Below are 26,367 nucleotides of genomic sequence, written 5' to 3'. Positions count from 1 at the left end.
GTTCGAAAACCTAAAATAATGAGAATGTAGCTCTCAAATATAAGTACCATTTATGGTACTTTTTTATTACTTTAGTGTATACTATTAATAATTAATTAAATATTATATTATTAATTAGCAACCAAAAAGTATTTATATTTTTAGTAAGAGTATTAATCTTAGGCGGAAAAAATATGGCAAAAATACAATCAATAGAGCCTAACATAGCACAAATAACAAATGCAGAGTTAAATAGTTATGGTTTAGATTTCAGACTGGAACAAGAGAGTTTGAATGATGAAATCAACAAGGCATTGAATGACTATGGATCCAAAAATGGCGGAGTGGGAGGTAGCCGACCAGATGCTAAATTACTTTTAGAAGGTAAAAATCTAAAACGCTATCCCATCCTTATTGAATATAAGGGATATAAAAACACATTAGTTAAATTAGATAACAACAACAGAGTTGAAAACAAAACAACAAAAAATGAACCCAATTACCAAAATATAAATAAATATGCAGTAAATGGCGCTGTTCATTATGCCAATGCAATTTTACATCATACAAATTATTCAGAGGTAATTGCTATTGGAATTACTGGACATAAAAAAATAGATGGAAAAATTGAGCGTTTGATTGGTGTATATTATGTTTCAAAAGATAATTTCGGGGTTGGGCAAGAAGTCGCTAAATATAGTGATTTATCTTTTTTAAAGAAGGATAAATTTGATAAATTTATAGACAAAATAAATGAATTATCTTTAACAGAGAAAGAATTACAAGAATTAAGAGAGAAAAAAGAACAAGAAATTGATGCAAGTTTAACTAAACTGAATAACGATATTTATCAAAACGAAAAAGGACTAAGTGAAAATGACAGAGTGTATTTAGTAGCTGCATCAATTATGGCATCACTAGGTATTCCTAATAAAGTAGAACCACTCGAAAAATCAGATTTAAAATCTTCACCTGAACACGGGAATACTGATGGTGATATTATTATTAGAAAAATTAAGTCATTTTTAAGTCAAAAAAATCTACCAAGTTCAAAACAACAGTTAATTATACGAACACTTGAAAACACTTTACTATCTGACAATATCAATAAAGTGGTAAATGGTGAAAGCCAACTAAAAAGGATATATTCAAAAATTGTTGATGATTTGGGTATATATTACAAAATAGGTTTAACAACAGATTTTACTGGAAAATTATTTAATGAAATGTATTCTTGGCTTGGTTTTACTCAGGATAAATTAAATGATGTTGTTTTAACTCCATCATATGTAGCAAATTTATTAGCAAAACTAGCAAGAGTGGATAAAGATAGTTATGTTTGAGATTTTGCAACAGGAAGTGCTGGATTATTAGTTGCTGCAATGAATGAAATGATTATTGATGCAAAATCAAAAATCACATCTCCTAAGGATTTAGAACAAAAAATATTAAAAATCAAAGCGGAACAATTGCTAGGCCTAGAATTATTACCAAGTATATATATGCTTGCTATTTTAAATATGATTTTGATGGGGGATGGTAGTTCAAACATATTAAATAAAAACTCTTTAAATGATTTTGATGGTAAATATGCTTTTGGTAAAACAAATGAAATTTTCCCGGCAACTGCATTTATTCTTAACCCACCATATTCTGCAGAAGGTAATGGTATGATTTTTGTTGAAAAAGCATTATCAATGATGAATAAAGGGTATGCTGCAATTATTATTCAAAATTCAGCAGGAAGTGGTAAGGCAAAGACAATTAATCAAGAAATATTAAAAAATAATACATTACTTGCAAGCATAAAAATGCCGATAGATTTATTTATTGGCAAATCAAGTGTGCAAACAAACATATATGTTTTTAAAGTTGGTGAACCTCATTTAAAAGATGATATTGTCAAATTTATTGATTTTTCAAATGATGGATATTCGCGAACTAATAGAAGAAAATCTAGTACAAATCTAAAAGATAAGGATAGAGCAAAAGAGAGATATCAAGAACTTGTCGATTTAGTGCGATTTGGAAAACATAAATTAAAAATCTTTACTGAACAAGAGTATTATGAAGGCCATATTGACCCAGAAAATGGTGCTGATTGAAATCAAACAACACCAACAGACAACAAACCAACTCTTGCGGATTTTAAAAAAACAGTGGCAGACTATTTATCATATGAAGTATCTGCCATACTTAAAAATCAAAATAAAGTTGATGATAAGATAAAAAAGTAGATACCTCACTGGATGAAAAGCTTCAAAATGTTCAGTGAGGCGAGTATAAAGTTGATGATTTATTTGAAAAAATAAAAACAAATAATGTTATTAAAAATAGTGCAGGTGATTTACCTGCAACAACTGCCATATTATCGAACAACCAAATTGGAAAATATATAAATAGAGAAAATGCCACAATCTTAAAAAATGTATTTTCAGCAACTGCTAATGGTTTTGGAAAATCATTTTATCAACCTTATGATTTCACAGTTTTACAAGATAGTTATGCATTTAAGTTCAAAGATGATTTGATAAAAATAAACAAAATTCACCCTTTTATAAATTCTTGTTTAAATAAAATTTACTCAAAATATAACTGAGGAAATAAATCTGGATGAGAAAAAATTAAACAAGAGTACATAAAATTACCTACAAAAGACGGAAAAATTGACTTTAAATTTATGGAATATTTTATCGCCGAGCTGGAAGCTCAACATATCGCCGAGCTGGAAGCTTATTTAAAAGTAACTGGTTTAAATAATTATGAATTAACCAATGATGAGAAAAGAAGCATTGATAATTTTAATAATATTAAATGAAGTGAGTATAAAATTGGGGATTTGTTTGAAATTTCAACTACACGAAGTTTTAATACAAATAAATTGGTGTGCGGAGACGAATATGATTATGTTACTAGAACATCATTGAATCAAGGTGTTTTAAGAAAAACAGGATATGTAAATCAAGATAATATTAATGAAAAAGGTACTTGAAGTTTAGGATTGCTACAGATGGATTTTTTTTATAGAAAAAATCCGTGGTATGCTGGACAGTTTGTAAGAAAAATAGCTTCTAAAATATCATTAAATTATAATTCAATACCATATTTTACTACCATATTAAACAAACAAAAACATAAATTAATGAGTGTTTTGGTTAGAGATGTAGATAGCACCTTTTTAAATGGCAATATCCAATTACCTACAAAAGATGGGAAAATTGACTTTGAATATATTGAATTATTTACAACCGCTATTCAAAAACTTGTTATAAAAGATGTAGTTATTTATGCAAATAATAAAATTAGTACAACTAAAAATGTATGCAATAGTAAATAAAGCACAGCAAGTGCTTTTTTATTTATAGCAAAATAACATAATTTAAATATAAAATATTTTGGAAGTAAATTTTTTATGCAATTTGACAAATTTGCTCCATATTTACCTAAACATAATATCCTTTTTAATATTTATAGTCAACTGATTAAACAACACTCTGTTGTTATTTGGTTCAACGGGAATGAAGGGATGTATTATTTTGTTAAAACACGTAGTGCCAATAAAGATGAAATGGAAAAAGACCAATTTTTTACAGAAATTCTTATTACTACAGATGCAACTGCTCCATATTCATTATTTAAAAAAATAGTCTCATTGATTATTCGCAAATTTTTAGAATGGATGAAAAAGAATTTAAAATCACTTATGGAAAAGATAATTTTCCAAGAGTAGATAATCTCCTTTTATTATGAAATGCAAATTATTAATTAAGTAGAGAATAACTTTAAAAATAACCACATTTTATTAATGAATTTAAGTATTAGAATATAACGATAAACAAGAACCTATTATTGAACCAGAATTGCTATATGCAAGCAAAGCTAGTTTTGAGCAAGAAAAAGGATGATGAGAAAAATTATTAAAAGTTAGAGATTTTTAAACAATTAGAAAAGTTAATGCTTTTGTTATTAATTATCACAGAACAAAACACACAACAGTAGAATTAAATCTAGTTGATGTTGTAATAGATATAGCAAAAGAAAAATTAATGGTTGATAGAATTTATACTCCAATTTATCATTATATATGATAATGAACTATTAGATAAAAGTTATAATGTCATTGAAATTATCCATTTAGTCAAAAAAGATATCTTTAACACAAAAAAAGTTTAAAGACTATAAAATATCAGATGCTGATGTTTGAGTTAGCCTTGTTATGGCGGTTTTTACTGCTTCAGTGTATACTATAAGTAATTAAATATTAATTTTAAGGATGATGATTTATGAGTAAAACTAACAAAAAAATTGGAAAGATAGCATTGAATAATCAAATAAAAATATTTGAAGGCAATAAAATAAGAAGAGTTTGGGATAACAAAAAAGAAGAATGGTATTTTTCGGTTGTAGATATTATTGGCGTTCTTACTGAAAGCAATGATCCTAGAGATTATTGGTATCGTGTTAAAAAAAGAATGTCAGACGAAGAGAAAAGTGAGTTGTCGACATTTTGTCGACAACTGAAATTAGAGTCGTCAGATGGTAAAAAATACAACACCGATGTCGCAGATACGCAAGGAATATTTCGTATTATACAATCTATACCATCCCCAAAAGCCGAACCTTTTAAAATGTGGTTAGCTCAAGTAGGAAAAGAAAGAATTGATGAAATAATCGATCCCGAGCTTACCATTGATAGAGCTTTAGAAACTTATCTTAAAAAAGGCTATAGTAAAGAATGGATCAATCAAAGACTACAGACAATACAAGTTAGAAAAGAACTTACCGATGCTTGGCAAGATCATGGTGTTGAAAAAGGTGAGGAATACGCCATCTTAACCAATGAAATCACAAAAACATGGTCTGGTATGACAACAAGAGAGTATAAAGACCACAAAGGTTTAAAGAAACAAAACCTAAGAGATAATATGAGTACCCTAGAACTTGTCTTAAATATGCTGGCAGAGGCTACAACAACTGAACTTACCAATATCAAAAACCCCCAAGGCTTAGAAGAAAATAAAAAAGTAGCGAAAGAAGGCGGAAGTGTTGCGGGCAACGCTAGAAAAGAGATTGAGAAAAAGACAGGGAAACCTGTTATTACAACTAAAAACGCTATAAATTTTAGAAAACTCATAGAAGATGTTAATACTAAAGAGTTTAAAGATAAAGATAAGAAAAAGTAAATGTAAACAATAAGAAAGGTTAAAAAAGAGAAATAAAAATATTTCTCTTTTTGTGATACAAAAACAAAGGAGAAAAAATGTATGAATATTTTTACAAAAAAAAAAAAAATTGAAGCTTTTAGCTTTTTAAAAATACCAATGTTTTTACTTGAAGATGAAAATTTTAAAATCCTAACATCAGATGCTAAAATTCTTTATTCGATTATGCTTCAAAAAACCTCTCTTTCATATATGAATAAGTGGATTGATGAAAAAGAAAGAGTCTATATCTATTTTACATTACAAGAAGTACAAGAAACCTTTAATAAAGCTAAAGAGAAAGCCTGCAAAATAATCAAAGAACTGAAAGATATAAATCTCATCGAAAAGAAAAGACAAGGGCTTGGTAACCCAATCTCATATATGTCAAAAACTTTATGAAAGAATATGACAAGAAGACTAAAAAACAAAATTTAAGAAGTAAAAAATCGAACTTTGAAGTTCGAAAATCGAAATTCAGTAGGTTTCAAAACATACCTTAGGAAGTTTGTGAATCGAATTGTAGTTGTATAGATAATAATAAGATAGATATTAATAAGACAGTATACAGATCTTATCAAAATGTTTATCTAACAGAAAATGAATATTTAGAGCTTAAAGAAAAAATAAGCTACCTAGATGAACTAATCGAAAAACTATCATCTTTTATGAAATCAAACGGTAGAACATACAAAGACCATAAAGCAACACTACTTAGCTGATATCTAAAAAACCAAACCCCAAAAAATTAACCAACAAACAGAAACCGATCCTATTTATTCTAAATATATCTAACCTAAGTTTTTTGAATATGAAATACTCAAATAATTAATGTGGATTTCCACATTTTTTATATCAAAAAACACTTTCATTTTTTTACTTTAAGCAAAACAAAAAAAAGATACAATGTACCATTATTGGTACTATTTTTTTGTATACTTTAGGCAAATAATTTGGGATAAAAAGTAGCAAATTTATTATGAATTCTGTTTTTGATAATATCTTAAACATCACATCATGTGATAAAAAAAAGTAATTGAACTAATCTAAAAACAACTAAAAACAAAACACATAATTACTCCTTTCATGTATAAAAAAAGACGACTAGATTTTTATCTAATCGTCTTTTTTATGAAAGTATTTTTTATTTACTTCATCTTCAAATTCCTTTATTAAGTTTTGATGGTTTTTTAAAAACCATTTTTTGTGATTTTCAATATATTCTTTTCTAATACTAGAATCATTTAAATCATTAGGCACTCTTTTAATTCTTTCATCTTCACTATCAAAACCTGTAAAATCTTCTTCTAATCTTTCCTTGCACATTTGAACATACTCTTCATTAATATCTATACCTATACCTCGTCTATTAGTTTGCTGGCAAACTCTAAGCATTGTTCCACTACCAACAAATGGGTCAAGTACAGTGTCATTTTCATTCGATGATACTAAAATCATTCTTTCATATAAACCTTCTGGTTTTTGTGTGGGATGTTTTTTTCTATTCTTATTACAATAATGCATATGAGAAAATTGCCATACATTCCCCGGATTTGCACCCCTCATATTATTTACTGAACGATAAAATTTTTGCGGAACTCTTATATCATCTAAGTTAAAGGTAAATTTACTTTTATGCTTGGTAAACATTAGTATATCATCGTGTCTAGGAGAAAACCCTTTTGTCTTCCCTATTCCTTGTGTATAAAACCAAGTTATCCAAGAATTAAAATGCATATTCAATTCTTTTTCAAGTATGCTATAGATATATGATATATATCTCGTACCCATAAAAATATATATAGTTCCATCATCTTTTAGTATTCTTTTTGCTTCGGTAAGCCACTGTCTTGAAAATTCTAAATACTCTTCAAATTCCAAATTATCTTTATTATTTCCATAATCTTTATTTAAATTGTATGGTGGATCTGTGACAATTAAATTAATACTTTTAGATTCAATTTTTTTAAGTTCTTCAATTGCATTTCCACAAATTATTTTTAAAGTTTTATCCATTTATTTTTAATTGCCTCTCTATAGAAATCTTTAATCGTTTTTCTGCTACTATGCAAATATTTTTTATCTAATAATTGACACATTTCCCAAGTAGTTCTTTTTTTAAAACTAACATAATTAATATCTTTTATTTGTATTTGACCAGTACCTAGAGCTGGATTATAGTTTATGTCATTATCTCCTATAAATTTTAAGTCATAAGCATCAAAGCCAACAACTTCCATAATTCCATCCATCAATTGTGTTTGTTCATTTCTTTCTGAATAAACTTTATGCTTAATCGACAATACTATAAACATATAATCGGGTTCAACTACATAAGCTGTCCTAATCCTAGAAAAAGAAGTAATATTAGGACCTTTTCCACTATTAACAATATCATTTGCAGTCGCCTTTACATCAATATTTCCTGTAAGAACTTTACCATTATCTTTCTTAAACTGAAGTATAATATCCGCCATTTCTAATCTTTCTTGTGCTTCTACATTTATTAAATTATATTTATTATTTTGAACATCTCTAATGCCTGCAAAAACTTCAGTTGCCCAAGCTTCGATCATAGGGCCTGCAATCTTGTTTATATTTTCTAATGGTAGTCCTAATTTTAAATTTGTATTTATTATAATCTTATCATCGCCAGAATTTTTTCGTTCTTGTAATATATTTTTTATTTGTCCAATAACAAATTTTGAATCTTTTTCATATCCTTCAGACTCTATAGGTATTTTAAATTCTAAATCTTCATATCTCATAATTGTTTCCTCCTCTATTTTAAATAATTTTAATAACATCTTCAATTTTACAATTTAATGCTTCACATATCCTTTCAATATTTCTAAGCGATATATATTCATTTTTTCCCATATTCGCTATGCAATTTGTTGTTAAATTTGCTCTTTCCAATAAATCTTTTTTCTTCATATTTCTTGATTTTAAAAGATTCCATAATGGCTCATACGATATGTTCATACTATCCTCTCTTGGCTTTTTATCTTGTTTAATTATAACAAAAAACTTGAGTTTCCTCAAGTTTCGTTATCATCTATTTTTCGTATACTTTAGGCAAATAATTTAGGATAAAAGTAGCAAATTTTATTATGAATTCTGTTTTTGATAATATCTTAAACATCACATCATGTGATAAAAAAAGTAATTGAACTAATCTAAAAACAACTAAAAACAAAACGCATAATCGCTATAAAGGAAATTAAACTAAAGCGTCCTGAATACAGGATTGACAAGCATAGAATGCGAACTATTCATACTATTTATTCACTATAAAAGTTAAAATTACATACTTATCAAAACCAACTCCTAACTCAAATAAAAGGCAAGTTTTTGCTTTTTATCATGATGATTTTTTGAAAACAAACAAAGGGAAACAATATGATGTTGAATTTATAAACAAACTAAATATTGTCTATTTTGCTCATAAAAGAATTGACAATTATGGTAAAAAGCACTACGATTATGAAGATGATGTATTAAATTCTCATATCATAGATTTAAAACGAATTCTTACAGATTTTTATTCAAATAAAATAGAGAAAAAACTCTTTGAATATGAATTATTAAAATAAATAATTTTAAAAAATCTACAAAACTCTATATTTTTCTAGTTAATCACAAAATCTTCACTAATATAACTGTGAGAAGTTCGATCCACTCCATCACCTTTTCACATCAAGATTGATGAACTAATTCCAAGTTGCCCAATAAGCATAATTAACATAAATCCGACTTGAACTCCTCTGTTCAAATGTTGAATCAATCCTGTTGAAAGGCCCGATGTTCCAAACGCAGATGTAACTTCAAAAATAACATGTCCTAATTGAAAGTCAACATAATCAGGATTGTTTTTGTTTGCTAAATTAATAGTATTTAAATAAACACTACTAAACAAAATTAAAGCAACACACAAAATAAAACTAACAAAAATAACAAATGTTGCTGTTGTAATTTTTTCGCTTCCAATTTTTCTTTTGAAGCAAAAAATTTGATTATGATTTCTAAATTTAGCAATAATATTTAAAAACAAAATTCAAATAGTAGTTACACGAACTCCACCACCTGTTGATGAAGGTGATGAACCTATAAACATTAATATTGATGTTAAAAATAAAGATGGTTGGCTTAAATGATTAACATCAAAAAATGCAAAACCTGTAGACCTTGTTGAAAATGAATGAAACAACAAAGTGTAACTTTTTGTAAATCAATTTCCTGAAGTTGTATTTCAATAAATTGTATTTCTTGTTTCTTCAAAAAGAAGAAACAACACAAATGAAAAAGCTGTAATTGAGAAATTTGCAATTATGCATATCTTTGAAAACAAAGACAATTGCATTTTTGTTTTGTTTTTAAAAAACAATTTTTGTTTAAAATATTGTGAAAAATCATAAATAACTGGAAAGCCTATTCCTCCAAAAATAATCAAAAAAATAAAGGTTGTTTGTAAAAAAATGTCTCCATAATAGGGACTAAAACTTGAACTACCGACAATATCAAAACCTGCATTATTCAAAGCTGATATAGTGTGAAAAAATCCATATCTAAAAGCTAAATTAACATTTTTGTATGGATTATTGCCAGGTTCTAATTTATTCTCACCTGGATTATAAAAATAAAAGTGTAAAGTTAAGATTAATGAAAAAATTAAAATTGTTATTAAAAAGAAAGTTACTGTAGTTTTTATAACATTTTTGAGTTCTCCAATGTTATTGGATGAACGTTCAATTTTTAAAATTTCTCGTGACTTTAATCCTAATTTTTTCCTAAATAATAGATTGAAAAAATAAAATTTAATAGCAAAAAAACCTGTTCCACCAACTAAAATCAAAATTGCAATTAATGCTTGACCAAAAATATTAAATGATTGAGAAACATTGACAAGTGATAATCCAGTGTCACTAAAAGCAGACACTGATGTAAAAAGAGATGTAAAAAAATCAACAGGATTATTTTTATTTTCTTGTGCAATCGGTGTAGACAAAATACCAGCACCTATTAAAATGATACTGATATAAACTAAAAATATAATTTGGATAGTTTTGATTTTTGAAAACAAAAATCCTGTTTTTTTTCAAAAATAAATTGCTTTTTTCATTAGTTCTTGTTAATTATAAATAATAAAAGCAATAAAAAATCATATTCAAGTAACAAAAACTTTGTTTTTTATTTTAAAATTTAATACAAATGAAAAAAGCTAATATTTGTGTCATTGGCGCTGGACGACTCGGAAGAGCCGCAATTGCCAAGTTATCAGAATCTAATCATAACATTATTGTTATAGACAAAAATGAGGAAAATCTTAAATTTATTAAAAAATATGCAACTATAAATCCAATTATTATGGATGCTAGTGATATTGAAACTATGAGATCTGAAGTTGGGCTAGAGGATATAGATGCTATTTTAGTAACCACTTCTGATAATACAGAAATCATTGCAACTATTTTAGAAATTCAATCTGAATCTAATTTACCAAAAAATTCGCAAGCTAAAATAGTTGCAAGAGCCGTAAATAAAAGGCATGCTAGGGTTTTAAAACGGATTGGAGTTGATTGAATTATCAGTCCTGAAGAAGAAGCAGGAACTAAAATGGCTATTTTATCTACTGATGAAAATGTTTTAAGATATGCTGATGCCCTAAAAGAAGTAAGTGAGCACTTTTTCATCGGTAGTGTTCATGTTAAATCTCCTGATTTTATTAACAAAAGCATTAGAGATATTAATTTAAGAAACTATGATGTTAGTATTGTTATTGTTGAAAGAAATCATATTTCCTTCTTACCTTCAGGAGATACAGTAATTAAATATAATGACAAAATTACTGTTATTGGTAACATCAAAAATGTTACAAATGTTCTAGCCAAATTAGAGCAAGAAAAAAAAATATAACTTTTTTTTACAAAAAAAAATTTTTGTGTTACAATATTGATTAAGCAACCAAAGCAAAGGGGATCACCTGATACCATTCCGAACTCAGTAGTTAAGCCCTTTTACGCCGACGATACTAGAAATAGGAAAATAGGGAGTTGCTTTTTTTTATTTTCTAAAAAAGGTTATTTATGACTTTTAGTCAAGAAATCAAACAAGAACTCCTTAATAATAAAATGGGTAAGAAACAATTTATTTCATTTTTGCAAGGAATAATTTTTTCTGCTTGCAAATTTGAATCTCAATCTAAATTCACAATTAGATTCAATAAACCCAATATTGCACAACAAATTAGAAATTTGCTTGATTCAAACAAAATTAGTTATGAATCAGATAGTCATAATAGAAACTGAATTACAATAGAGTCTAACTATATTAATATAGAACAAAATCCTGAAAATGTAACTTATTTTTTTGCTGGTTTATTTTTAGGTGGTGGTTCTATTTCTAAACCAACTTCCCGATTTTATCATTTAGAAATCGCTTTTCTAAATCGAGGAAAATTTGAAAAAATTAAATCACTTTTTCAAAAAAACAATTTAGATTTAAATTTTCATAGCACCTTTGCTCATAATAAATTTATTTTATATCTTAAAAAAATAAATGAAATTATTTATTTTTTAATGGCTATAAGAGCCACTGAACGAGCTAGCAAGCTCGAAGAAATCCGAATTGAACGTGATTATAGATTAAATAGTAATAGATTAACTAATTTTGATATTCATAATCTAAAAAGAGTAGCTCAAGCAGCTACCAAGCATATTGAAAATTATGAAATTGTTTTAAAAAACAACAAGCAAAATCTTTTTAGTCAACAGGAACTCACCTTTTTTGAACTTAGAAAAAACAATCCTGACCTAACTCTAGAAGAAATTAAAGAAATTTTAAAAAAGGAATATAATATAGTCAGGTCAAAAAGTGGTTTAAATCACTGACTCATGAAATTAAAAAATGTAATAAAAGAAATTTAGGAGGAAATATGGCTTTTCAAGTGTTTCAACGAAAATCTTACTCAATGGCATCAGTTGATACTAAAGTAAAAACAAATAGATTGCTTGGTTTTTCTTTGCTTTGACTGGGTGTTGCAATTGCTTTTGTAGCATTACTGAGTTTTTCAATTTTATCTATTCCAACATTATTTACTTTTTATGCTGGAATAATGACAAATATTGGGACAAAACCTGCTTTTTTTATAGCAATTATAATTATATCTTTAGTTGCTAATGTTGGTATTGTTTTATATATGAACAGGACAGCAACTCAAGAAAAACCTAGTACCTTTTTTCTAGCTTTTCTATTTTTTGTTTTTGTTTTCATCAATTCACTATGAATGCCTTTGATTTGAGCAAACCAAATTTTACTAGGAAGAGGTAAAAATATTTTACTAGCCATTTTAGGTGTGGGTGGAATAACAGCCATTATGGGTGTTTTAGGTTATTATCAAATCATTAATTTCGGAAAATTAGCACCACTATTAATTATTTTGATGGTTGCCGAATTGATTACTGGAATTACAATGTATTTTGTAACTAATTCAATCCTTACTACTTTCTACTGAATTTTAGGTTTTGGTGTTTCATTAGGTTTTATGGGTTACCAATTTTGAATCATTCGTGAACAAGGGGCACAAATCCTAGCTTACTATAATGATCCAAAAGAAATTCAAAGAATTTTTATTAGAATTGGAATGTTAAATGCACTCAATTTATTTGTTGCAGTCGTTAGACTGTTTATGTTTATTTTAAGATTTTTAAATTGAAGGGATTAAATAAAAAATGAGCAAAATTATTGATGTTGATATTGAAATTACAAGTGGTTCAAACATTAAATATGAATTTGATAGCAAAACTGGCAAACTAGTAGTTGATAGAATTTTAAGAGATGGTTTTGTTTATCCTGCAAACTATGGTCAAATTCCAAACACTATTGACTGAGACGGTGATGGTTTAGATGTTTTGGTGTTTTCTCAAGAAAAATTTTTACCTGGTGTTCAACTAAGAGGTAGAGTTGTTGGTGCAATGCAAATGATTGATAGTGGTGAAACTGATACAAAATTAATAGCAGTTCACCATGATGACTACAGACTTGACAACATTGAATCACTTGCTGACTTGCCAAAAGAATGGTTAGATTCTATTGATTATTTTTTCAGTAATTATAAAAACTGAAAAAAACCTGGAATTACAAAAGTTTTAGGTTTCCAAAATCAAGAATGAGCTTCAAAAGAGTTGGAAGAGTGTAAAGAATTATTTGAAAAATATAGCAATTTAGACAAAGATGATTTTATTGCAAAAATGAAACTCAAGCATCCTGAAAAATATGTATAATTAAAAAATGTTGCATTTTTTAGATAAAAATGTAAAATTAAAAAACCTATTATTTTAAAGTTTAAGAAAGAAGGAAAAATGAAATTAAAAAAATTTTTAATCCCTGGATTAGCTGTTATTGCTAGTGCTGCCACATTGATTTCTTGTGGAGTACAAGCTCCTAGTGAAACTGTTAGCCTTGAAAAAGATAAGGATAATACTCAAAATACAAACAAACAAACAAACAAACATCTGAACAAGGTCAAGTGAGTCAGGAAACCAAGGATAATAGATCAAAAGAAGAAATATCTCCTATTTCTAATATTACTGACTACTCAGGAATTCAAGCAACCGTTGACCAAAGAAAAGATGAAATTTCAAATGCATCAAAAGGTGACCACTTCAAAATGAATGTTGCAGTTGTAACTGCTGACGGAGTTGTAACAGATAAAACATTTAACCAATCAAGTTGAGAAGCTGCTCAACAAATTGCAAGAATCGGTGGTTTTAAAGCTGTACCTGTCAATTCTCCAAGTGCCAACTTAAATGAAACATACAACAACCTAATCAATTCAGATAATAATATTTGAATTCTTTCAGGTTTTCAACATGGTGATAAATTTCAACAATGGTTAAAAAACGATCAAAATAAACAGAACTTTATTAACAAGGGAATTATTGTTATTGGAATTGACTGAAATCTTCCAGATGGAGTTGCTCCTAAAGGGCAATTTATTTCAGTTAATTACAATGTTGAAGAATCTGCTTGAATTATGGGATATGCAGCAGCTGACTTTTTATCTAAAAAATTCCCAAATGATCCAACAAAAAGAACAGCAACTACTTTTGGTGGTGGAACATTTAATGCTGTAACAGATTTTATTGCTGGATATCTGGCCGGAATTAAAGCCTTTAATGATGGCCACCACGGAGAAGAAACAAAAATTACAAGTCCATCAATTTCATTAGATACTGGTTTTGGAGTTGATCCAGGAAGTACACAAAAAATTAAAGCCATTTTAAGTAACGGCAATCCAACAATCACATTCCCTGTTGCTGGACCACAAACTGGTGTAGTTTCTGATGAAATCAAAACCGATGCAGATCGTTATGTAATTGGTGTTGACACCAATCAATCATTAGTTTTTGAAAAACAAAAAACTAAATTCTTTTCATCAGTTGAAAAAAGAATTGGATTTTCAGTGTTTAACATTTTAGCTGATATTTTCACTAAAAAACAAACATATTTAAATGATTTTCAATTTAAAACTAAAAACACAACAGTTAAACTTGGTTACTACAAAGGATTTGTCGGACTTTCAGCAACAACTTTAGAAGGTGATGATAAAGCAAAATCAGAAGGTGATGATAAAGCAAAAGCTAATGAAGCAATTCAAGAAGCTAGTGCCGAATTTAAAAAATTAGTTTCACCAACCGATCCAAGTCCACGCACTACCTTGAAAATTGTGGATACAAGTGACCAAAGCAAAATTCAAGCAAAATTAGATAGTCTAGTTGCTAAAATCAATAATAAAACAGCATAATTAATTAGTTTGTTTTAATAAAAAAATAGCAAATATTTTCACAAAAATCCAGTTAAATAAAAAACTGGATTTTTTATTTTTATAATGTAAAATTTAAAAATTATGAGTAAGACAGATTTTGCTATTGAGTTTATTAATGTTTCAAAAAAATTTGGAAATTTTTATGCTAATAAAAAAATAAACATACAAATCAAAAAAAACAGCATTCACGCTATTATCGGAGAAAATGGGGCAGGGAAATCCACCTTAATGTCAACATTATTTGGAATTTACACTCCTGATGAAGGAATTATCAAAATTAATGGAGATAATTCCTTTATAACCAATCCCACAATTGCAAGTGAATTTGGGATTGGTATGGTTCACCAACACTTCAAACTTGTTGACGCTTACACAAATTTGCAAAATATAGTTTTAGGAAATGAACATAGCAAGTTTGGTTTGATTGATTGAAAATTAGCTATTAGCAAAATCCGATCCTTACAAGAAAAATATTCATTATTTTTTGACTTGAATGAAAAAACAGGAAAAACATCTGTTGCTGTTAAACAAAAAATAGAAATTTTAAAGGTTTTGTATCGTGATTCTGATATTTTAATTTTTGATGAACCAACAGCAATCTTGAACCCACAAGAAATTGAAGCTTTTTTAGAAAATTTAAAATTCTTTGCTTCAACTGGTAAAACTATTATTTTTATTTCTCACAAACTTAATGAAATTAAAAAAGTTGCAGATGTTGCAACTGTATTGAGACATGGTGAAGTTGTTGCTAATTTTGAAAATCTTGACAACATTAGTGTTGAAGATTTGTCTATTGCAATGGTTGGTGAAAAAGTTGTAAACGCCATTAACATAGATAATTTGACTAAAGATGAAGTTGGAGTTGAAATTAGTAATTTATCGGCTACACATACAAAAAAAATTGAGAATATTTCTTTTCAAATAAATAAAGGTGAAATTGTAGCGATTGCTGGTGTGGAAGGTAATGGGCAAGAAGAATTAGAACTTGCTATTTCAGGAATTATTAAGTCAAAAAGTGGCAAAATTCTTGTTAATACTAATAAAATCCAGCCTACAAAATGAGCAAAATTTATAAAAAATAATAAAAAAACAGATATTCAGAGAGTAACAAATTATAAAATAGATATTGCACAACTTCAACCCAAAAATAGAATACCTTACTTGTCTTACATTCCAGGCGATAGACACAAATATGGCGTCATCTTAGATATGGATAATTTAGATAATTCCATTATTAGAAATTTGCACAATCCAAAATTTGTTAGCAAAACTTTTTTGAGAAAAAATTCAATTAAATCTTTTTACAAAAAAATAGTAGAAAATTTCGATGTTCGGGGCGATCAAGAAGGTACTAAAAATATTAGACTATTATCAGGTGGAAACCAACAAAAAGCGGTTGTTGGTCGTGAAATTTTTTCAGAACATGATTTTCTTTTAGTTGTCCAACCAACTCGTGGTTTAGATGTTGGAGCAATAAAATTAATTCATCAAGCAATTTTAAAAGAAAAAGAACAAGGAAAATCTATACTTTTAATTTCGTATGAATTAGATGAGGTTTTAGCATTAGCTGATTCAATTATTGTTATAAATAAAGGAAAAATTAGTCAAAAATTCTTGCGAAAAGATATTGATAGGCAAAAAATAGGACTTTTAATGGGAGGTATTCATAGTGAAATTAAACAATCAAATTAATTTAAAAAATTTTTCTAAACTATTTTTTAATAAAATTAATAGTTTAGAAAATCAAGATGCAAAAACCAAGATTTTTTCTTCATTTTGAGCAGTTTTAATTGGGATTTTAATTTCAATGATTGCTATTAGAATTTTTGGTTACAATCCGTTATATGTTTTTAAAACAATTATTTTTGATGTTTCTTTTGCAAAAAATCAAGTAAAAAATTTACTTTTAATAATTACAGTTTTTATTTTAGGCGGAATTGCTGTAGCAATTAATTTTAAAGCTGGATTTTTCAATATCGGAGTCCCTGGACAAATGATGGCTTCGGGATTAACTTCATTGTTAATTGTTTTAAATCTTGATTTAAGCATTCACACTAAGTTATTTTTAGGTTTTTTGGCAGCTATTGTTTCATCAGTGTTAGTAGGTTTGATAGTTGGTGTTTTAAAAGCTTATTTTAAAGTAAATGAAGTAATTTCAACAATTTTAGTAAATTGAATTGTTTTTTATATTTGCCAATTTATGCTGAGAGCTAGAAATTTAAACATTATTTTTAGATCTCAAAATTCTCCAGATACAACTGTTTCTGTTTTGGAAAAAGGTTTTGCTAATACTTTTTATGATACACAGGCTTTTGCTTGAATTATTTTTTCTTTAGTTATTGTTTTTGCAATTTTGATGTGAATTGTTTTTCAAAAAACAACAATTGGATTAAAAATAAAAATAATTGGACAGAACCAAAATGCTGCTATTTATAGTGGAATAAATAGCAAGAAAACAATAATATTAACATTTTTATTTTCTAGCGTTTTAACAAGTATTGCAGGGTTTTTGTGATATATTTTCAAAGAAAAAGGTTTGAGCCTTGGAAATGGTCCTCTCCCAGAAGGGTTTAACACAATTTTGATTTCTTTGTTAGCCTTCAATTCTCCTTTAGGAATTATTTTTAGTTCATTTTTCTATTCTATTATAAGCCTTGGTTCAGGTGGTCTGCAAGCTTATGGAATTCAATTAGATAATCAAACTACACAAATAATTGTTGGAATAATTATTTATTTAACTGCTATCTCAGTTATTTTCACAAAATTCAAGCCATTACAATATTTAAAAAATATTTTTTTCTTAATAAAATCTAAAAAATATTTTGGTATTTCAATAAACAAAACATCAAATTACAACAAAGATCGAGAAAATGTATTTAGTCAATCTCAAAATAAGCAAGAATTAAAAGAATTAAAAATTACTAAAATTGAAAATTATATAAATAGTATCATAGAATTTATCAACCAAAAACAAGCATATTTATTGCAATCATATATAAAATTACAATTTGCGGAACTTAAATTGTTTATACTAAAAAGACAAATAATTGCACTTAAAAACAAAAGTCAAAAAGCTACTCAAAAGCAAATTTTATCCAACATAAAAAGAAATTTTGGTATAAAACCACCTTCTAAAACAGATAGTGTTGATATTAAATTAAAATATTTTGAGCAAATAAGTCAAAATAAACATAAAGCTCATATGGAATTAATTCAACTTGGTTATTTTGAAAGAAAGAATCATTTGAAACTTTTTGTTCAAAAAGTTTCTGAAAATAGAAAATTATTCAAATCTATTAGAAGTGAACTTATTATTAAATATTCAACAAGGATAAGAGGTTAAAATGGGTGTTTTTATTTCAATTCTTACTTTATTTGTTTTGTTTTTTTGCATAATTTCATTAGGTTCATTCGCTGGTTTGTTTAGTGAAAAAACCGGAATTGTAAACATAGCAATTGACGGGATGATGATTGTGGGGGCCACATTTTATGGTTTATTTGCCACAAAATTCAATGTCGAAAGTCCTTATATGCAAATAATTTTATTACCATTAGCAGGCTTAATGTCGGCTATTTTTGCCTTACTACATGGTTTTATAACTATAAAATTAAAGGGAAATCACATAATTTCTGGTGTTTCAATAAATTTACTAGCAGCAGCTATTTCAATAATTATGATTAAAGGTTTAAGCGAAAATGGGAACTTTTTTCAATCACCAGTTGATGAATTAGCTTTGAGTGTTAAAAGCCAAGATTGAAAAAATATAATTTCTTTAAAATTATTTTTAACTATATTAATTTTAGTTTTAACCTTTATATTTTTTTCTTATACAAAAAAAGGTCTCCATTTTGCAGCTGTTGGCGAAAACCCACAAGCAGCCGCTTCAGTCGGAATAAATGTTGATAGAATTAAATGAATTGGGGTTTTTACTTCAGGATTTATAGCTGGAATAGCTGGTGGTATTTTCTTTCAATATTTAGGTTCTACATTTTTTGGAAATGTTCAGGGAATAGGTTTTTTAGCCCTAACAGTATTAATTATGGGTAGATGAAAAACTATATTAATTATTTTATCTGCTTTTGTTTTTGCACTACTTTACTCAATTTCAAACAATGTTGGAACTGGTATTGGAATCTTCCAACCACTAGGACAGTATTCAACAATAATTTATATATCACCTTATGTTATCACCTTATTTATATTAATGTTTACAGCAAAAAGCGATAGTGCTCCCAAAGCTATTGGTCAACCTTACGACAAATCTCAAAAATAATTAAAAAAAGTTATCACTTAAATGATTAACTTTTTTTTTTTTTTTCAAACCTTACTAATTAAAATCTTCAATTGCTTTTTGACAATCTTGAACAATTAAAGATATTTTCGAAGGGTCATCAATAATTGCTCCGGAGGCATTTAGATGACCACCACCACCTCATTTAGTTGCAACTTCTCTAACATTTGGACCGGATGAACGAAATTCAACTCTTCATTTTTTATTTTCTTCTTGAACAAAAGAAAGTCAAATTTTGTAACTACCTATATTTGCCAACAAGTTTGGTCTTGTTGCGCTTTGGGAATTTAGTTTAAGTTCCTTTTGTTGATTCAAGTCCATAACATAATAAATAACATTTTTATAAGTTTGTTTTTTGGACAAAACAAAAGATTCAAGATCTAAATCTGCTTTACTTTTTTTATTTAATTCTTGATGAATTTGATTAAAATCTAAACCTGTGTCAATCAATGTTGCAGCAATTCTATGAGTTCTAGCAGTTGTTTGTTTGTATAAAAATCTACCAGAATCTGTATAAATACCAAGATACAATGGTTTTGCACACTCTGAATCTATCGCTCATTTTGCATCAATTGCAAGTTGACTAATTTGTTCAGCACAAGCTACAAAGGATGAATCGATTCATCTTTGCGCTTGTTCCCAACTATCATCATTTGGATGGTGGTCAATTCTTAATATTTCAGCAAATTTGTGTTTTTCAAAAAGATAAGATGACTCAATTCTTTCAATATTATTCACATCAACAATTATAGCTAGTGCGTTGCTTAAATCTAAATCTTCAACACTGTCGTGTTGAAGATTTAAAAAAGGAAAACTATCTTTAGAATCTCCAACTATGTATACTTCTTTGTTTTTATAATTTAACTCAATTAATCTTTTTAGACCTAGTTGCGAACCTAAACAATCACCATCTGGTCTGATATGATGGAAAATTACAATTCTACTATATTTTTCTATCAGATCAATAGCTATTTGCGAACTACCTACTAACATTTTTCTCAAATTCCTGAATTAAATCAATTGATTTTTGGATAATTTCATCCATTTCTTTCTTTTTAAAAATATTGATTCCAGAAGCCATAGCATGACCTCCACCACCATATTGTTGAGCAATAGTGTTGACTTTTGGACCATTAGAACGCAATCTAACTCTAATTTTGTCATCAGCTTCAATAAAGAAAATTCAAATTCTGGCATCACCAATATTGGCCAAAATATTAACAGACGCTCATTGTTCTTCTGTAAGTTCGAATTTTTCTTGTATTTTTTTTGTAACATTAAATCAAATTACTTTACCTTGTTTTTTATAGTTTTGTAAAACATAACTAGTAAAAGCAACTTCTTTTTCACTTTGTTTGGATAAATTTCAATTTAAACTATTGAAATCAAATTTTGTTTTGAGTAAATGAGAGGAAACATCAAAAGTTCTAGGAGATGTTGAACTAAATAAAAATCTACCTGAATCAGTAACTATCCCTAAATAGACAAATTTAGCAATTTCTGCATCTATTTTCCATTTGTTCTTCATTAAAAAGTAACCAATCATTTCAGAAGCTGCAACAAATGATGTATCAATTCACTCATAGTCAGTATAATCTTCATTTTTTGTTGGGTGATGGTCTATTTTAATTATTGTTGTGAATTTTTTTTCTAAAATCCATTCATTTTTACAAACACGATCAAGTTCAGCTGTATCCACTGTTATAGCTAATGAATTTTTAAAATACTTTGAATCTATTTTAGTTTCATCAGTTTTGTAAAAGTTCATAAATTTCAAAACTTCACCTGGCTCACCAATAAAAAAGACATTTTTATCGGGAAAATTCTTTTTTATAGCTGTTCCTAGTCCATTTTGAGAACCTAAACAATCACCATCTGGTCTGATGTGATGATAAATAAAAATATTTTTGTGAGCTGCAATTATTTCAGCTATTTTTTTATATGAACCTGTTTTCATTTTAATCTCCTCTGTGATATTTTCTGTTATTTTTTATAGATAAACCTCTATAAATTTGTTCTAAAACAATTAATTTAAAAATTTTATGATTATAAGTTATTCTTCCAAATGAAATGAATTTAGATATTGGTTTTTCCTTTCTAATTAAATCTTCATCAATACCTTCAGCCCCACCTACAACAAAAGTTATGTTAGATTTATCAAGATATTTTGAAAACTCAATAGAATCAACATTTTCTCCACGTTCACTAAAAATAATTATTTCACTATTTTTAGGAATTTTACCAATAATAACTCTGGTATCGTTTTCTTTTTTCTTTTTTAAATTAATTTCTTTAGATTCTACTAATTTTATTATATTTATATCACATTTAAATTGTTTTATTTTGTTAATTTCATGTTGATAAATCTGTTGATAATCTGTGGAATTTGAACCAAAATGCAATAAATTAATCTTCATTTTTGTTAGTTTTTAAATAAAAAAGAAGCATTTGAATATCCGCTGGTGAAATTCCACTAATTCTACTAGCTTGCCCAATTGTTGTAGGTTGAATTTTTTCCAATTTATCCAGAGCTTCCAAGGATAGATTATCAACTTTTTTATAATTAATATCAGCTGGGATTTTTAAAATTTCTAGCTTTTTCATTTTTTCAGCTGTTGTATTTTGTTTTTCAATATAACCTTTCAATCTACAAGCAACTGTCAGTTCATAGCCATATTCAAAATCACCCAAAACATCTTTAAAATCAACATCAGGTCTTGAAATTAATTTTAATTTAGAAATTCCATTTTCAACCTCATATTTTTGGCTTAAAAAGTCTTTTGGAGAAACAAACTCAGTTGCTAATTTTTGTATTTTTTCATCAATTAGTCTATATTTTTCAAGAATTTTTTCATATTTTTCTTTCGAAATCATTCCAGAGTTAAAAGCATAGCTGCTCATTCTTAAATCGGCATTATCATTCCTCAAAATAAGTCTATATTCAGCTCTAGATGTCAACATTCTATAGGGCTCTTTTGTCCCTTTAGTTATTAAATCATCAATTAAAACACCTATATATCCATCGCTTCGCAAAATTTCTATACTAGGTTGATTTTCAAGTAAAAGCGAGGCATTAATCCCCGCTATCAAACCTTGAGCTGCAGCTTCTTCATAACCACTAGTCCCATTAATTTGACCAGCTAAAAACAATCCTTGAATTTTCTTTGTTTCAAGTGATTTTTTAAGTTCCAAAGGGTTGATGGAATCATACTCTATAGCATAGCCATAATGCAAAACCTTAGCATTTCTAAGTCCTGGTATGGATTTAATCATTTTGTCCTGCACATCTTCTGGCATTGATGTTGATAAGCCATTAATATACATAACATCCTGTTTTTCTGTCTCGGGTTCAAAAAATATTTGGTGCCTTTCTTTATTTGAAAAACGAACAATTTTATCTTCAACAGAAGGACAGTAACGAGGCCCCACACCTTCAATCAACCCTGAATACATAGAAGATTTATCTAAATTTTCATTAATAATTTTGTGTGTTTCCGGGGTTGTGTAAGTTAAATAACAACTAATTTGCTGATTCAAAGTACTTTGATAATCAAAAGAAAAAACATAGTCTAATAGTGGTATTTCTTCTTTTTCAACTTCACTAAAATCAATTGATTCTGTCAAAATTCTAGGGGGTGTTCCGGTCTTTAGTCGTTGAATATCAAAACCTAAATCTTTTAAATGTTGTGATAAATCGGTTGAAGTTTTTTGATTCTCTGGACCTGAAATTTTTATTTCAGAACCTCTTAAAATTCGAGAATTCATATAAGTTCCGGTTGTAATCACCACTACTTTTGAAAAAATATCACCATTTTTTTCAGTAACAACACCTTCGATTTTGTTGTTCTTAATTTTTAATTTTAAGACTAAATCTTCAAAAATTTGAATATTTGTTTTGTTTTGAACATGTTCTAAAACAATTTTTGAATATTTTTCCTTATCTATCTGAGCCCTTATAGACCTAACGGCTGGTCCCTTTGATTCATTCAACATTTTAACTTGAATCATGGTTAAGTCTGCGAATTTACCTTGCATGCCACCTAAAGCATCGATTTCGCGAGTGATAATTCCTTTTGCAGGGCCACCGATCGAAGGATTACAAGGTAAGGAAGCCATTTTATATTTATTTATAGTAACAAGCGCTACTTTGAATCCTTTTTTTGCAATAGCAAAAGCAGCTTCAATACCAGCATGACCAGCCCCTACAACTACTGCATCGAATTTATTATTCATCTTCGGATACAACCTTTATCAATTTTCTATCTATCCACAAAAAATCACCATCTTTAACTTTGGTTCCACGAGTAACAACTTGTTTTTGATTAATCAACACTGTGTGAGTTTGTAAATAATGTTTGGTTTGTCCACCTGAGTCAACAATGTTAATTTTTTTTAGTAATTGACCAATTGTTATGAAATTACCTTTAATTTTCACAATCATTATTGATTAACAAGCCCTATTAATTGCTTTATGGATCTGTTACTTTCTGAAATAATAAAAAGTCTTGTTACTCTTTCATCAATTAAAATATCAACAGTATTTTCGAAAACAGATATAGCTTCTTTTAAAAATCTATAATTAACATAAAGAACAACATCTTTCCCATAATATTTTATTATATTTTCAGTTCTAACTTTAGAACGCCCGCTTTCTTGTTTACTTATGGAAACTTTTATTTCAGCAGAACTCAAACTAAAAGAAATTGCATTATTTTTTTCAGGTGAAATAATAGTAGCTTTATCAATTAAGTCTAAAATTTCTTTTTTATTAATTGTTAATCTATATTTGAGTTGTTCGGCAGTGGGAAAAATTGAAGAAAAATCTTTATAAGGAACGTTTAATATTCTAGATTGAACTGTTAAACCATCAAAAGTGTAATTGATTTTAGATTCACTGATATAAAAATCGATATTTTCTGAAATTTCACCTACTATAAACTCTTTTAGGTTTTTAGCATTTATTGATATATTGAATTCGACATCGGAATCTATAGGTATTGTTTCGCAAGCAAATCTATGTGTATCAGTTGCCGCTAAAGTTAAAGAAGAATTTTGAGAATTTAAATTTATCGAAGATAAAACAGGATTATTTATAAGTGGGGATGCCGCAAAAGCGGTGTTTTTGATAGCTCTTCTAAAATCTTTTATATTTATATTAACTTTTTTTCCAACTAATTCGAAATCAATTTCAGGAAAAATAGATTGATCTTTTAAAACTTTAACAATTTTGGTGTTTTTTCATGAAATTTCAATTTCATTTTCAATAACTTTGAATGTGATTTTATCTTCACTTTTTTTAATAATATCCTTTAAAAAAGTTCCATCCAATAAACAAAAACCAACTTCTTCTACTTCTAATTTTTCTTGTGAGATGAAAGATTTAAAAGATAATTCACCATTTGTTGTTATTAATGTAAGACCGTTTCTATCTGCAAGAATATAAAAAGAGCCAAATGGTGAATTCGAATTTGGCATAAAACCAGCGGAACATCTATCTATTTGTTTTTCAATAATATTTTTGCTAATTGTAAATTTCATTTTAATTCCTTTTTTATTTATATTATATTTAATATATTAATAAATATTATAAAGTAATGTTGAAATGTTGAAAACTTAATTTTTAGTATGAAAATAAAGGTTTTTTTAAACTTTTTTATGTTAATTAATTATTGATTTAATGTTTTTGAAATGTGTTTAACTTCTTGGTTATCTCCTGGATTGTGTAAGAAACTGAAGGAATCTTCTTTTTATTATTTTTTATTTTTTTGTATGTTGAAATTATTGTGGAATGATCTCTATTATCAAACATTTTTCCAATTTCAACATAAGTAAGATCTAATGTTGTTTTTATCAATCAAATTGAAATGTCACGCGCAAAAACAATGTTTTTCTTTCTACTTTTTCCTAAAACATCTTTTTCATTAACCCCTAAATAGTCACAGGTTGCTTTTATTATTGTTTCGTGATTTATTTTTTCACTAATTCTTTTTTGATCTGGGAAAATTAAAGAAATTCTTTCTAAATCAAAAACAACATTATTGTTATCAGAACTACTTAATTCATTTTTTAAGTAAAACATTATTCTTTTAATCATTCCTTCAATTTGTCGAATTGAATTATTGAAGTGTTTAGCTAAAAAATCTAAAGTTTGTTTGTCTCAAGAGTATTTGTCTAAACCCCTTTCTTCAAGTTTGTATTTTAAAATCTTAATAAAATCATCTTTGTTAAGTTCTCGAACTTCAATTGTCAACCCCCATCTAAAACGATCTATCAATCTATCTTGAAAACCAATCAAGGATTCTATGGCTTGGTCGGATGTAATTATAATTTGTTTATCTTCTTCCATAAAAATATTTACTATTTCAAATAATATTTTTAAAGTTTTCAATTTATTTCCATAACCTTGGATGTCATCAAGCAAAATTACATCATGAGTAGAAATTCATTCAATAAATTCATTAATTTTATTGTGATTACTCTCTCTCATCCACATAACAACCTTAGAGGTAAACACAAAATCACTAATATAGCAAACTTTTTTACCTTTATTTATGTATAAATTACCTAGAGCGTGCAAAAAATGGGTTTTCCCAATACCAGAATTTCCATAAATAAAAATAGGGGATGATGAAAGTGAACCCTTATTTTCAAATTCTTCTAGAATCTCGAAAATTGACTGATTAAAACCGCTTTTTACATAATTTTGAACTGTATGTTTTGCAGAAGTGTTGTTGCTTTTAAAATCTAGAAAAATGTCTTTTGGTTTTGAAGGATTATCCTCTGTTGTTTGTGAAATCTCTGGCTCAGTTCTTTTTGTTTCCAAACCTACAAAATTTATTATTTTTTGTTTATCAATTTCAGTGAAACATCTTGAAATTAATTTCTTTCAATTTTTGTTTAGTTCAACTTTTGCATCATAATCATTTGTGTCTAATAGAACTTCATTTTCGGTTTCAGAAATAATCACTATATCTTTGAATAAATTTTTAAAAACCATACTATCGACAAAATTTTCAATAGACTTTAAAAGCAATTCTGTTTTTATTTTTAAATTTATATTATTATTCAT

Annotated in this window: 25 protein-coding genes and 1 rRNA gene; 15 read left to right on the top strand and 11 right to left on the bottom strand. The window is 27.5% G+C overall.

The features are described from left to right. Positions 1-173: 173 nt before the first annotated feature. The 5 genes from MYB_RS00130 (at position 174) to MYB_RS03095 (ending at position 5,618) form a co-directional block, all read left to right on the top strand. The gene (locus MYB_RS00130; protein ID WP_022934837.1) at positions 174-2,216 is read left to right on the top strand and encodes an HsdM family class I SAM-dependent methyltransferase; all 2,043 of its coding nucleotides are present in this window, start codon (positions 174-176) and stop codon (positions 2,214-2,216) included. A 290-nt stretch (positions 2,217-2,506) separates the two neighbouring features. Further along, the gene (locus MYB_RS00125) at positions 2,507-3,316 is read left to right on the top strand and encodes a restriction endonuclease subunit S (protein ID WP_022934835.1); all 810 of its coding nucleotides are present in this window, start codon (positions 2,507-2,509) and stop codon (positions 3,314-3,316) included. Between the two features lie 75 nt (positions 3,317-3,391). After that, positions 3,392-3,709, top strand: a complete 318-nt coding sequence (locus MYB_RS03265) for a hypothetical protein (RefSeq protein WP_022934834.1) — start codon at positions 3,392-3,394, stop codon at positions 3,707-3,709. 553 nt (positions 3,710-4,262) lie between these two features. Continuing rightward, positions 4,263-5,162 (top strand): BRO family protein, encoded by a 900-nt coding sequence (locus tag MYB_RS00115; RefSeq protein ID WP_022934833.1) that lies wholly within the window; start codon positions 4,263-4,265, stop codon positions 5,160-5,162. Between the two features lie 81 nt (positions 5,163-5,243). Beyond that, the gene (locus tag MYB_RS03095; protein WP_051412784.1) at positions 5,244-5,618 is read left to right on the top strand and encodes a replication initiator protein A; all 375 of its coding nucleotides are present in this window, start codon (positions 5,244-5,246) and stop codon (positions 5,616-5,618) included. Positions 5,619-6,296: 678 nt separating this feature from the next. Here the strand turns inward: MYB_RS03095 and MYB_RS00105 are convergent. From MYB_RS00105 to MYB_RS00095, 3 genes are read right to left on the bottom strand one after another with little or no spacing between them, the layout of a single operon-like run. Further along, the gene (locus MYB_RS00105) at positions 6,297-7,196 is read right to left on the bottom strand and encodes a DNA-methyltransferase (protein WP_022934832.1); all 900 of its coding nucleotides are present in this window, start codon (positions 7,194-7,196) and stop codon (positions 6,297-6,299) included. Continuing rightward, positions 7,181-7,948 (bottom strand): hypothetical protein, encoded by a 768-nt coding sequence (locus MYB_RS00100; protein ID WP_025279578.1) that lies wholly within the window; start codon positions 7,946-7,948, stop codon positions 7,181-7,183. The genes MYB_RS00105 and MYB_RS00100 overlap by 16 nt, the downstream gene beginning before the upstream one ends. Before the next feature lie 19 nt (positions 7,949-7,967). Next, on the bottom strand, positions 7,968-8,117 hold the full coding sequence (locus tag MYB_RS00095) for a helix-turn-helix domain-containing protein (protein ID WP_236612626.1): 150 nt from the start codon (positions 8,115-8,117) through the stop codon (positions 7,968-7,970). Between the two features lie 440 nt (positions 8,118-8,557). Here MYB_RS00095 and MYB_RS00090 point away from each other — a divergent pair, with 440 nt between their 5' ends. Next, on the top strand, positions 8,558-8,776 hold the full coding sequence (locus tag MYB_RS00090; RefSeq protein ID WP_022934830.1) for a hypothetical protein: 219 nt from the start codon (positions 8,558-8,560) through the stop codon (positions 8,774-8,776). A 35-nt stretch (positions 8,777-8,811) separates the two neighbouring features. On the opposite strand, the gene MYB_RS00085 is transcribed toward MYB_RS00090, so the two are convergent. Next, positions 8,812-10,302 carry a potassium transporter TrkG gene (locus tag MYB_RS00085; RefSeq protein WP_022934829.1) on the bottom strand — a complete coding sequence of 497 codons (1,491 nt, stop codon included), beginning with the start codon at positions 10,300-10,302 and terminating at the stop codon, positions 8,812-8,814. Between the two features lie 89 nt (positions 10,303-10,391). Here MYB_RS00085 and MYB_RS00080 point away from each other — a divergent pair, with 89 nt between their 5' ends. The 9 genes from MYB_RS00080 (at position 10,392) to MYB_RS00040 (ending at position 19,280) form a co-directional block, all read left to right on the top strand. After that, positions 10,392-11,096: a potassium channel family protein gene (locus tag MYB_RS00080; protein WP_022934828.1), complete on the top strand. Its 705-nt coding sequence runs from the start codon at positions 10,392-10,394 to the stop codon at positions 11,094-11,096. Between the two features lie 40 nt (positions 11,097-11,136). Next, positions 11,137-11,242, top strand: a 5S ribosomal RNA gene (gene rrf / locus MYB_RS00075). Positions 11,243-11,266: 24 nt separating this feature from the next. Further along, on the top strand, positions 11,267-12,106 hold the full coding sequence (gene whiA / locus MYB_RS00070) for a DNA-binding protein WhiA (RefSeq protein ID WP_022934827.1): 840 nt from the start codon (positions 11,267-11,269) through the stop codon (positions 12,104-12,106). A gap of 8 nt (positions 12,107-12,114) precedes the next feature. After that, positions 12,115-12,903, top strand: a complete 789-nt coding sequence (locus tag MYB_RS00065) for an MAG0110 family membrane protein (protein ID WP_022934826.1) — start codon at positions 12,115-12,117, stop codon at positions 12,901-12,903. A gap of 7 nt (positions 12,904-12,910) precedes the next feature. Next, positions 12,911-13,462, top strand: a complete 552-nt coding sequence (locus MYB_RS00060; RefSeq protein WP_022934825.1) for an inorganic diphosphatase — start codon at positions 12,911-12,913, stop codon at positions 13,460-13,462. A gap of 245 nt (positions 13,463-13,707) precedes the next feature. After that, positions 13,708-14,985 carry a BMP family ABC transporter substrate-binding protein gene (locus MYB_RS00055; RefSeq protein ID WP_022934824.1) on the top strand — a complete coding sequence of 426 codons (1,278 nt, stop codon included), beginning with the start codon at positions 13,708-13,710 and terminating at the stop codon, positions 14,983-14,985. A 102-nt stretch (positions 14,986-15,087) separates the two neighbouring features. Further along, entirely contained in the window at positions 15,088-16,698 is a 1,611-nt protein-coding gene (locus tag MYB_RS00050; protein ID WP_022934823.1) for an ABC transporter ATP-binding protein, read from the top strand. Then, a complete protein-coding gene (locus tag MYB_RS00045) occupies positions 16,676-18,349 on the top strand; it encodes an ABC transporter permease (RefSeq protein ID WP_022934822.1) in 1,674 nt (557 codons plus the stop codon). Before MYB_RS00050 ends, MYB_RS00045 begins: the two co-directional genes overlap by 23 nt. A gap of 1 nt (position 18,350) precedes the next feature. Next, entirely contained in the window at positions 18,351-19,280 is a 930-nt protein-coding gene (locus MYB_RS00040) for an ABC transporter permease (protein ID WP_022934821.1), read from the top strand. 54 nt (positions 19,281-19,334) lie between these two features. On the opposite strand, the gene MYB_RS00035 is transcribed toward MYB_RS00040, so the two are convergent. The 7 genes from MYB_RS00035 to dnaA all read right to left on the bottom strand — a co-directional run bounded on the left by MYB_RS00035 (position 19,335) and on the right by dnaA (position 26,367). Beyond that, positions 19,335-20,291 (bottom strand): bifunctional oligoribonuclease/PAP phosphatase NrnA, encoded by a 957-nt coding sequence (locus MYB_RS00035; RefSeq protein ID WP_022934820.1) that lies wholly within the window; start codon positions 20,289-20,291, stop codon positions 19,335-19,337. Next, entirely contained in the window at positions 20,278-21,255 is a 978-nt protein-coding gene (locus MYB_RS00030; protein WP_022934819.1) for a bifunctional oligoribonuclease/PAP phosphatase NrnA, read from the bottom strand. The genes MYB_RS00035 and MYB_RS00030 overlap by 14 nt, the downstream gene beginning before the upstream one ends. 1 nt (position 21,256) lies before the next feature. Then, complete coding sequence (locus MYB_RS00025; protein WP_022934818.1) at positions 21,257-21,715, bottom strand: 23S rRNA (pseudouridine(1915)-N(3))-methyltransferase RlmH; 459 nt, start codon at positions 21,713-21,715, stop codon at positions 21,257-21,259. Then, positions 21,705-23,531 carry a tRNA uridine-5-carboxymethylaminomethyl(34) synthesis enzyme MnmG gene (gene mnmG / locus MYB_RS00020; RefSeq protein WP_022934817.1) on the bottom strand — a complete coding sequence of 609 codons (1,827 nt, stop codon included), beginning with the start codon at positions 23,529-23,531 and terminating at the stop codon, positions 21,705-21,707. The genes MYB_RS00025 and mnmG overlap by 11 nt, the downstream gene beginning before the upstream one ends. Next, complete coding sequence (locus MYB_RS00015) at positions 23,524-23,739, bottom strand: RNA-binding S4 domain-containing protein (RefSeq protein WP_022934816.1); 216 nt, start codon at positions 23,737-23,739, stop codon at positions 23,524-23,526. Before MYB_RS00015 ends, mnmG begins: the two co-directional genes overlap by 8 nt. Continuing rightward, complete coding sequence (locus MYB_RS00010) at positions 23,739-24,836, bottom strand: DNA polymerase III subunit beta family protein (protein WP_022934815.1); 1,098 nt, start codon at positions 24,834-24,836, stop codon at positions 23,739-23,741. Before MYB_RS00010 ends, MYB_RS00015 begins: the two co-directional genes overlap by 1 nt. 136 nt (positions 24,837-24,972) lie before the next feature. Then, positions 24,973-26,367, bottom strand: a complete 1,395-nt coding sequence (gene dnaA / locus MYB_RS03260; protein ID WP_022934814.1) for a chromosomal replication initiator protein DnaA — start codon at positions 26,365-26,367, stop codon at positions 24,973-24,975.

This window comes from Mesomycoplasma bovoculi M165/69 (assembly GCF_000524555.1).
Lineage (GTDB): Bacteria > Bacillota_I > Bacilli_A > Mycoplasmatales > Metamycoplasmataceae > Mesomycoplasma > Mesomycoplasma bovoculi.
The sequence above is the reverse complement of the archived record's forward strand: the minus strand, read 5'-3'. Positions and strand labels throughout refer to the sequence as shown.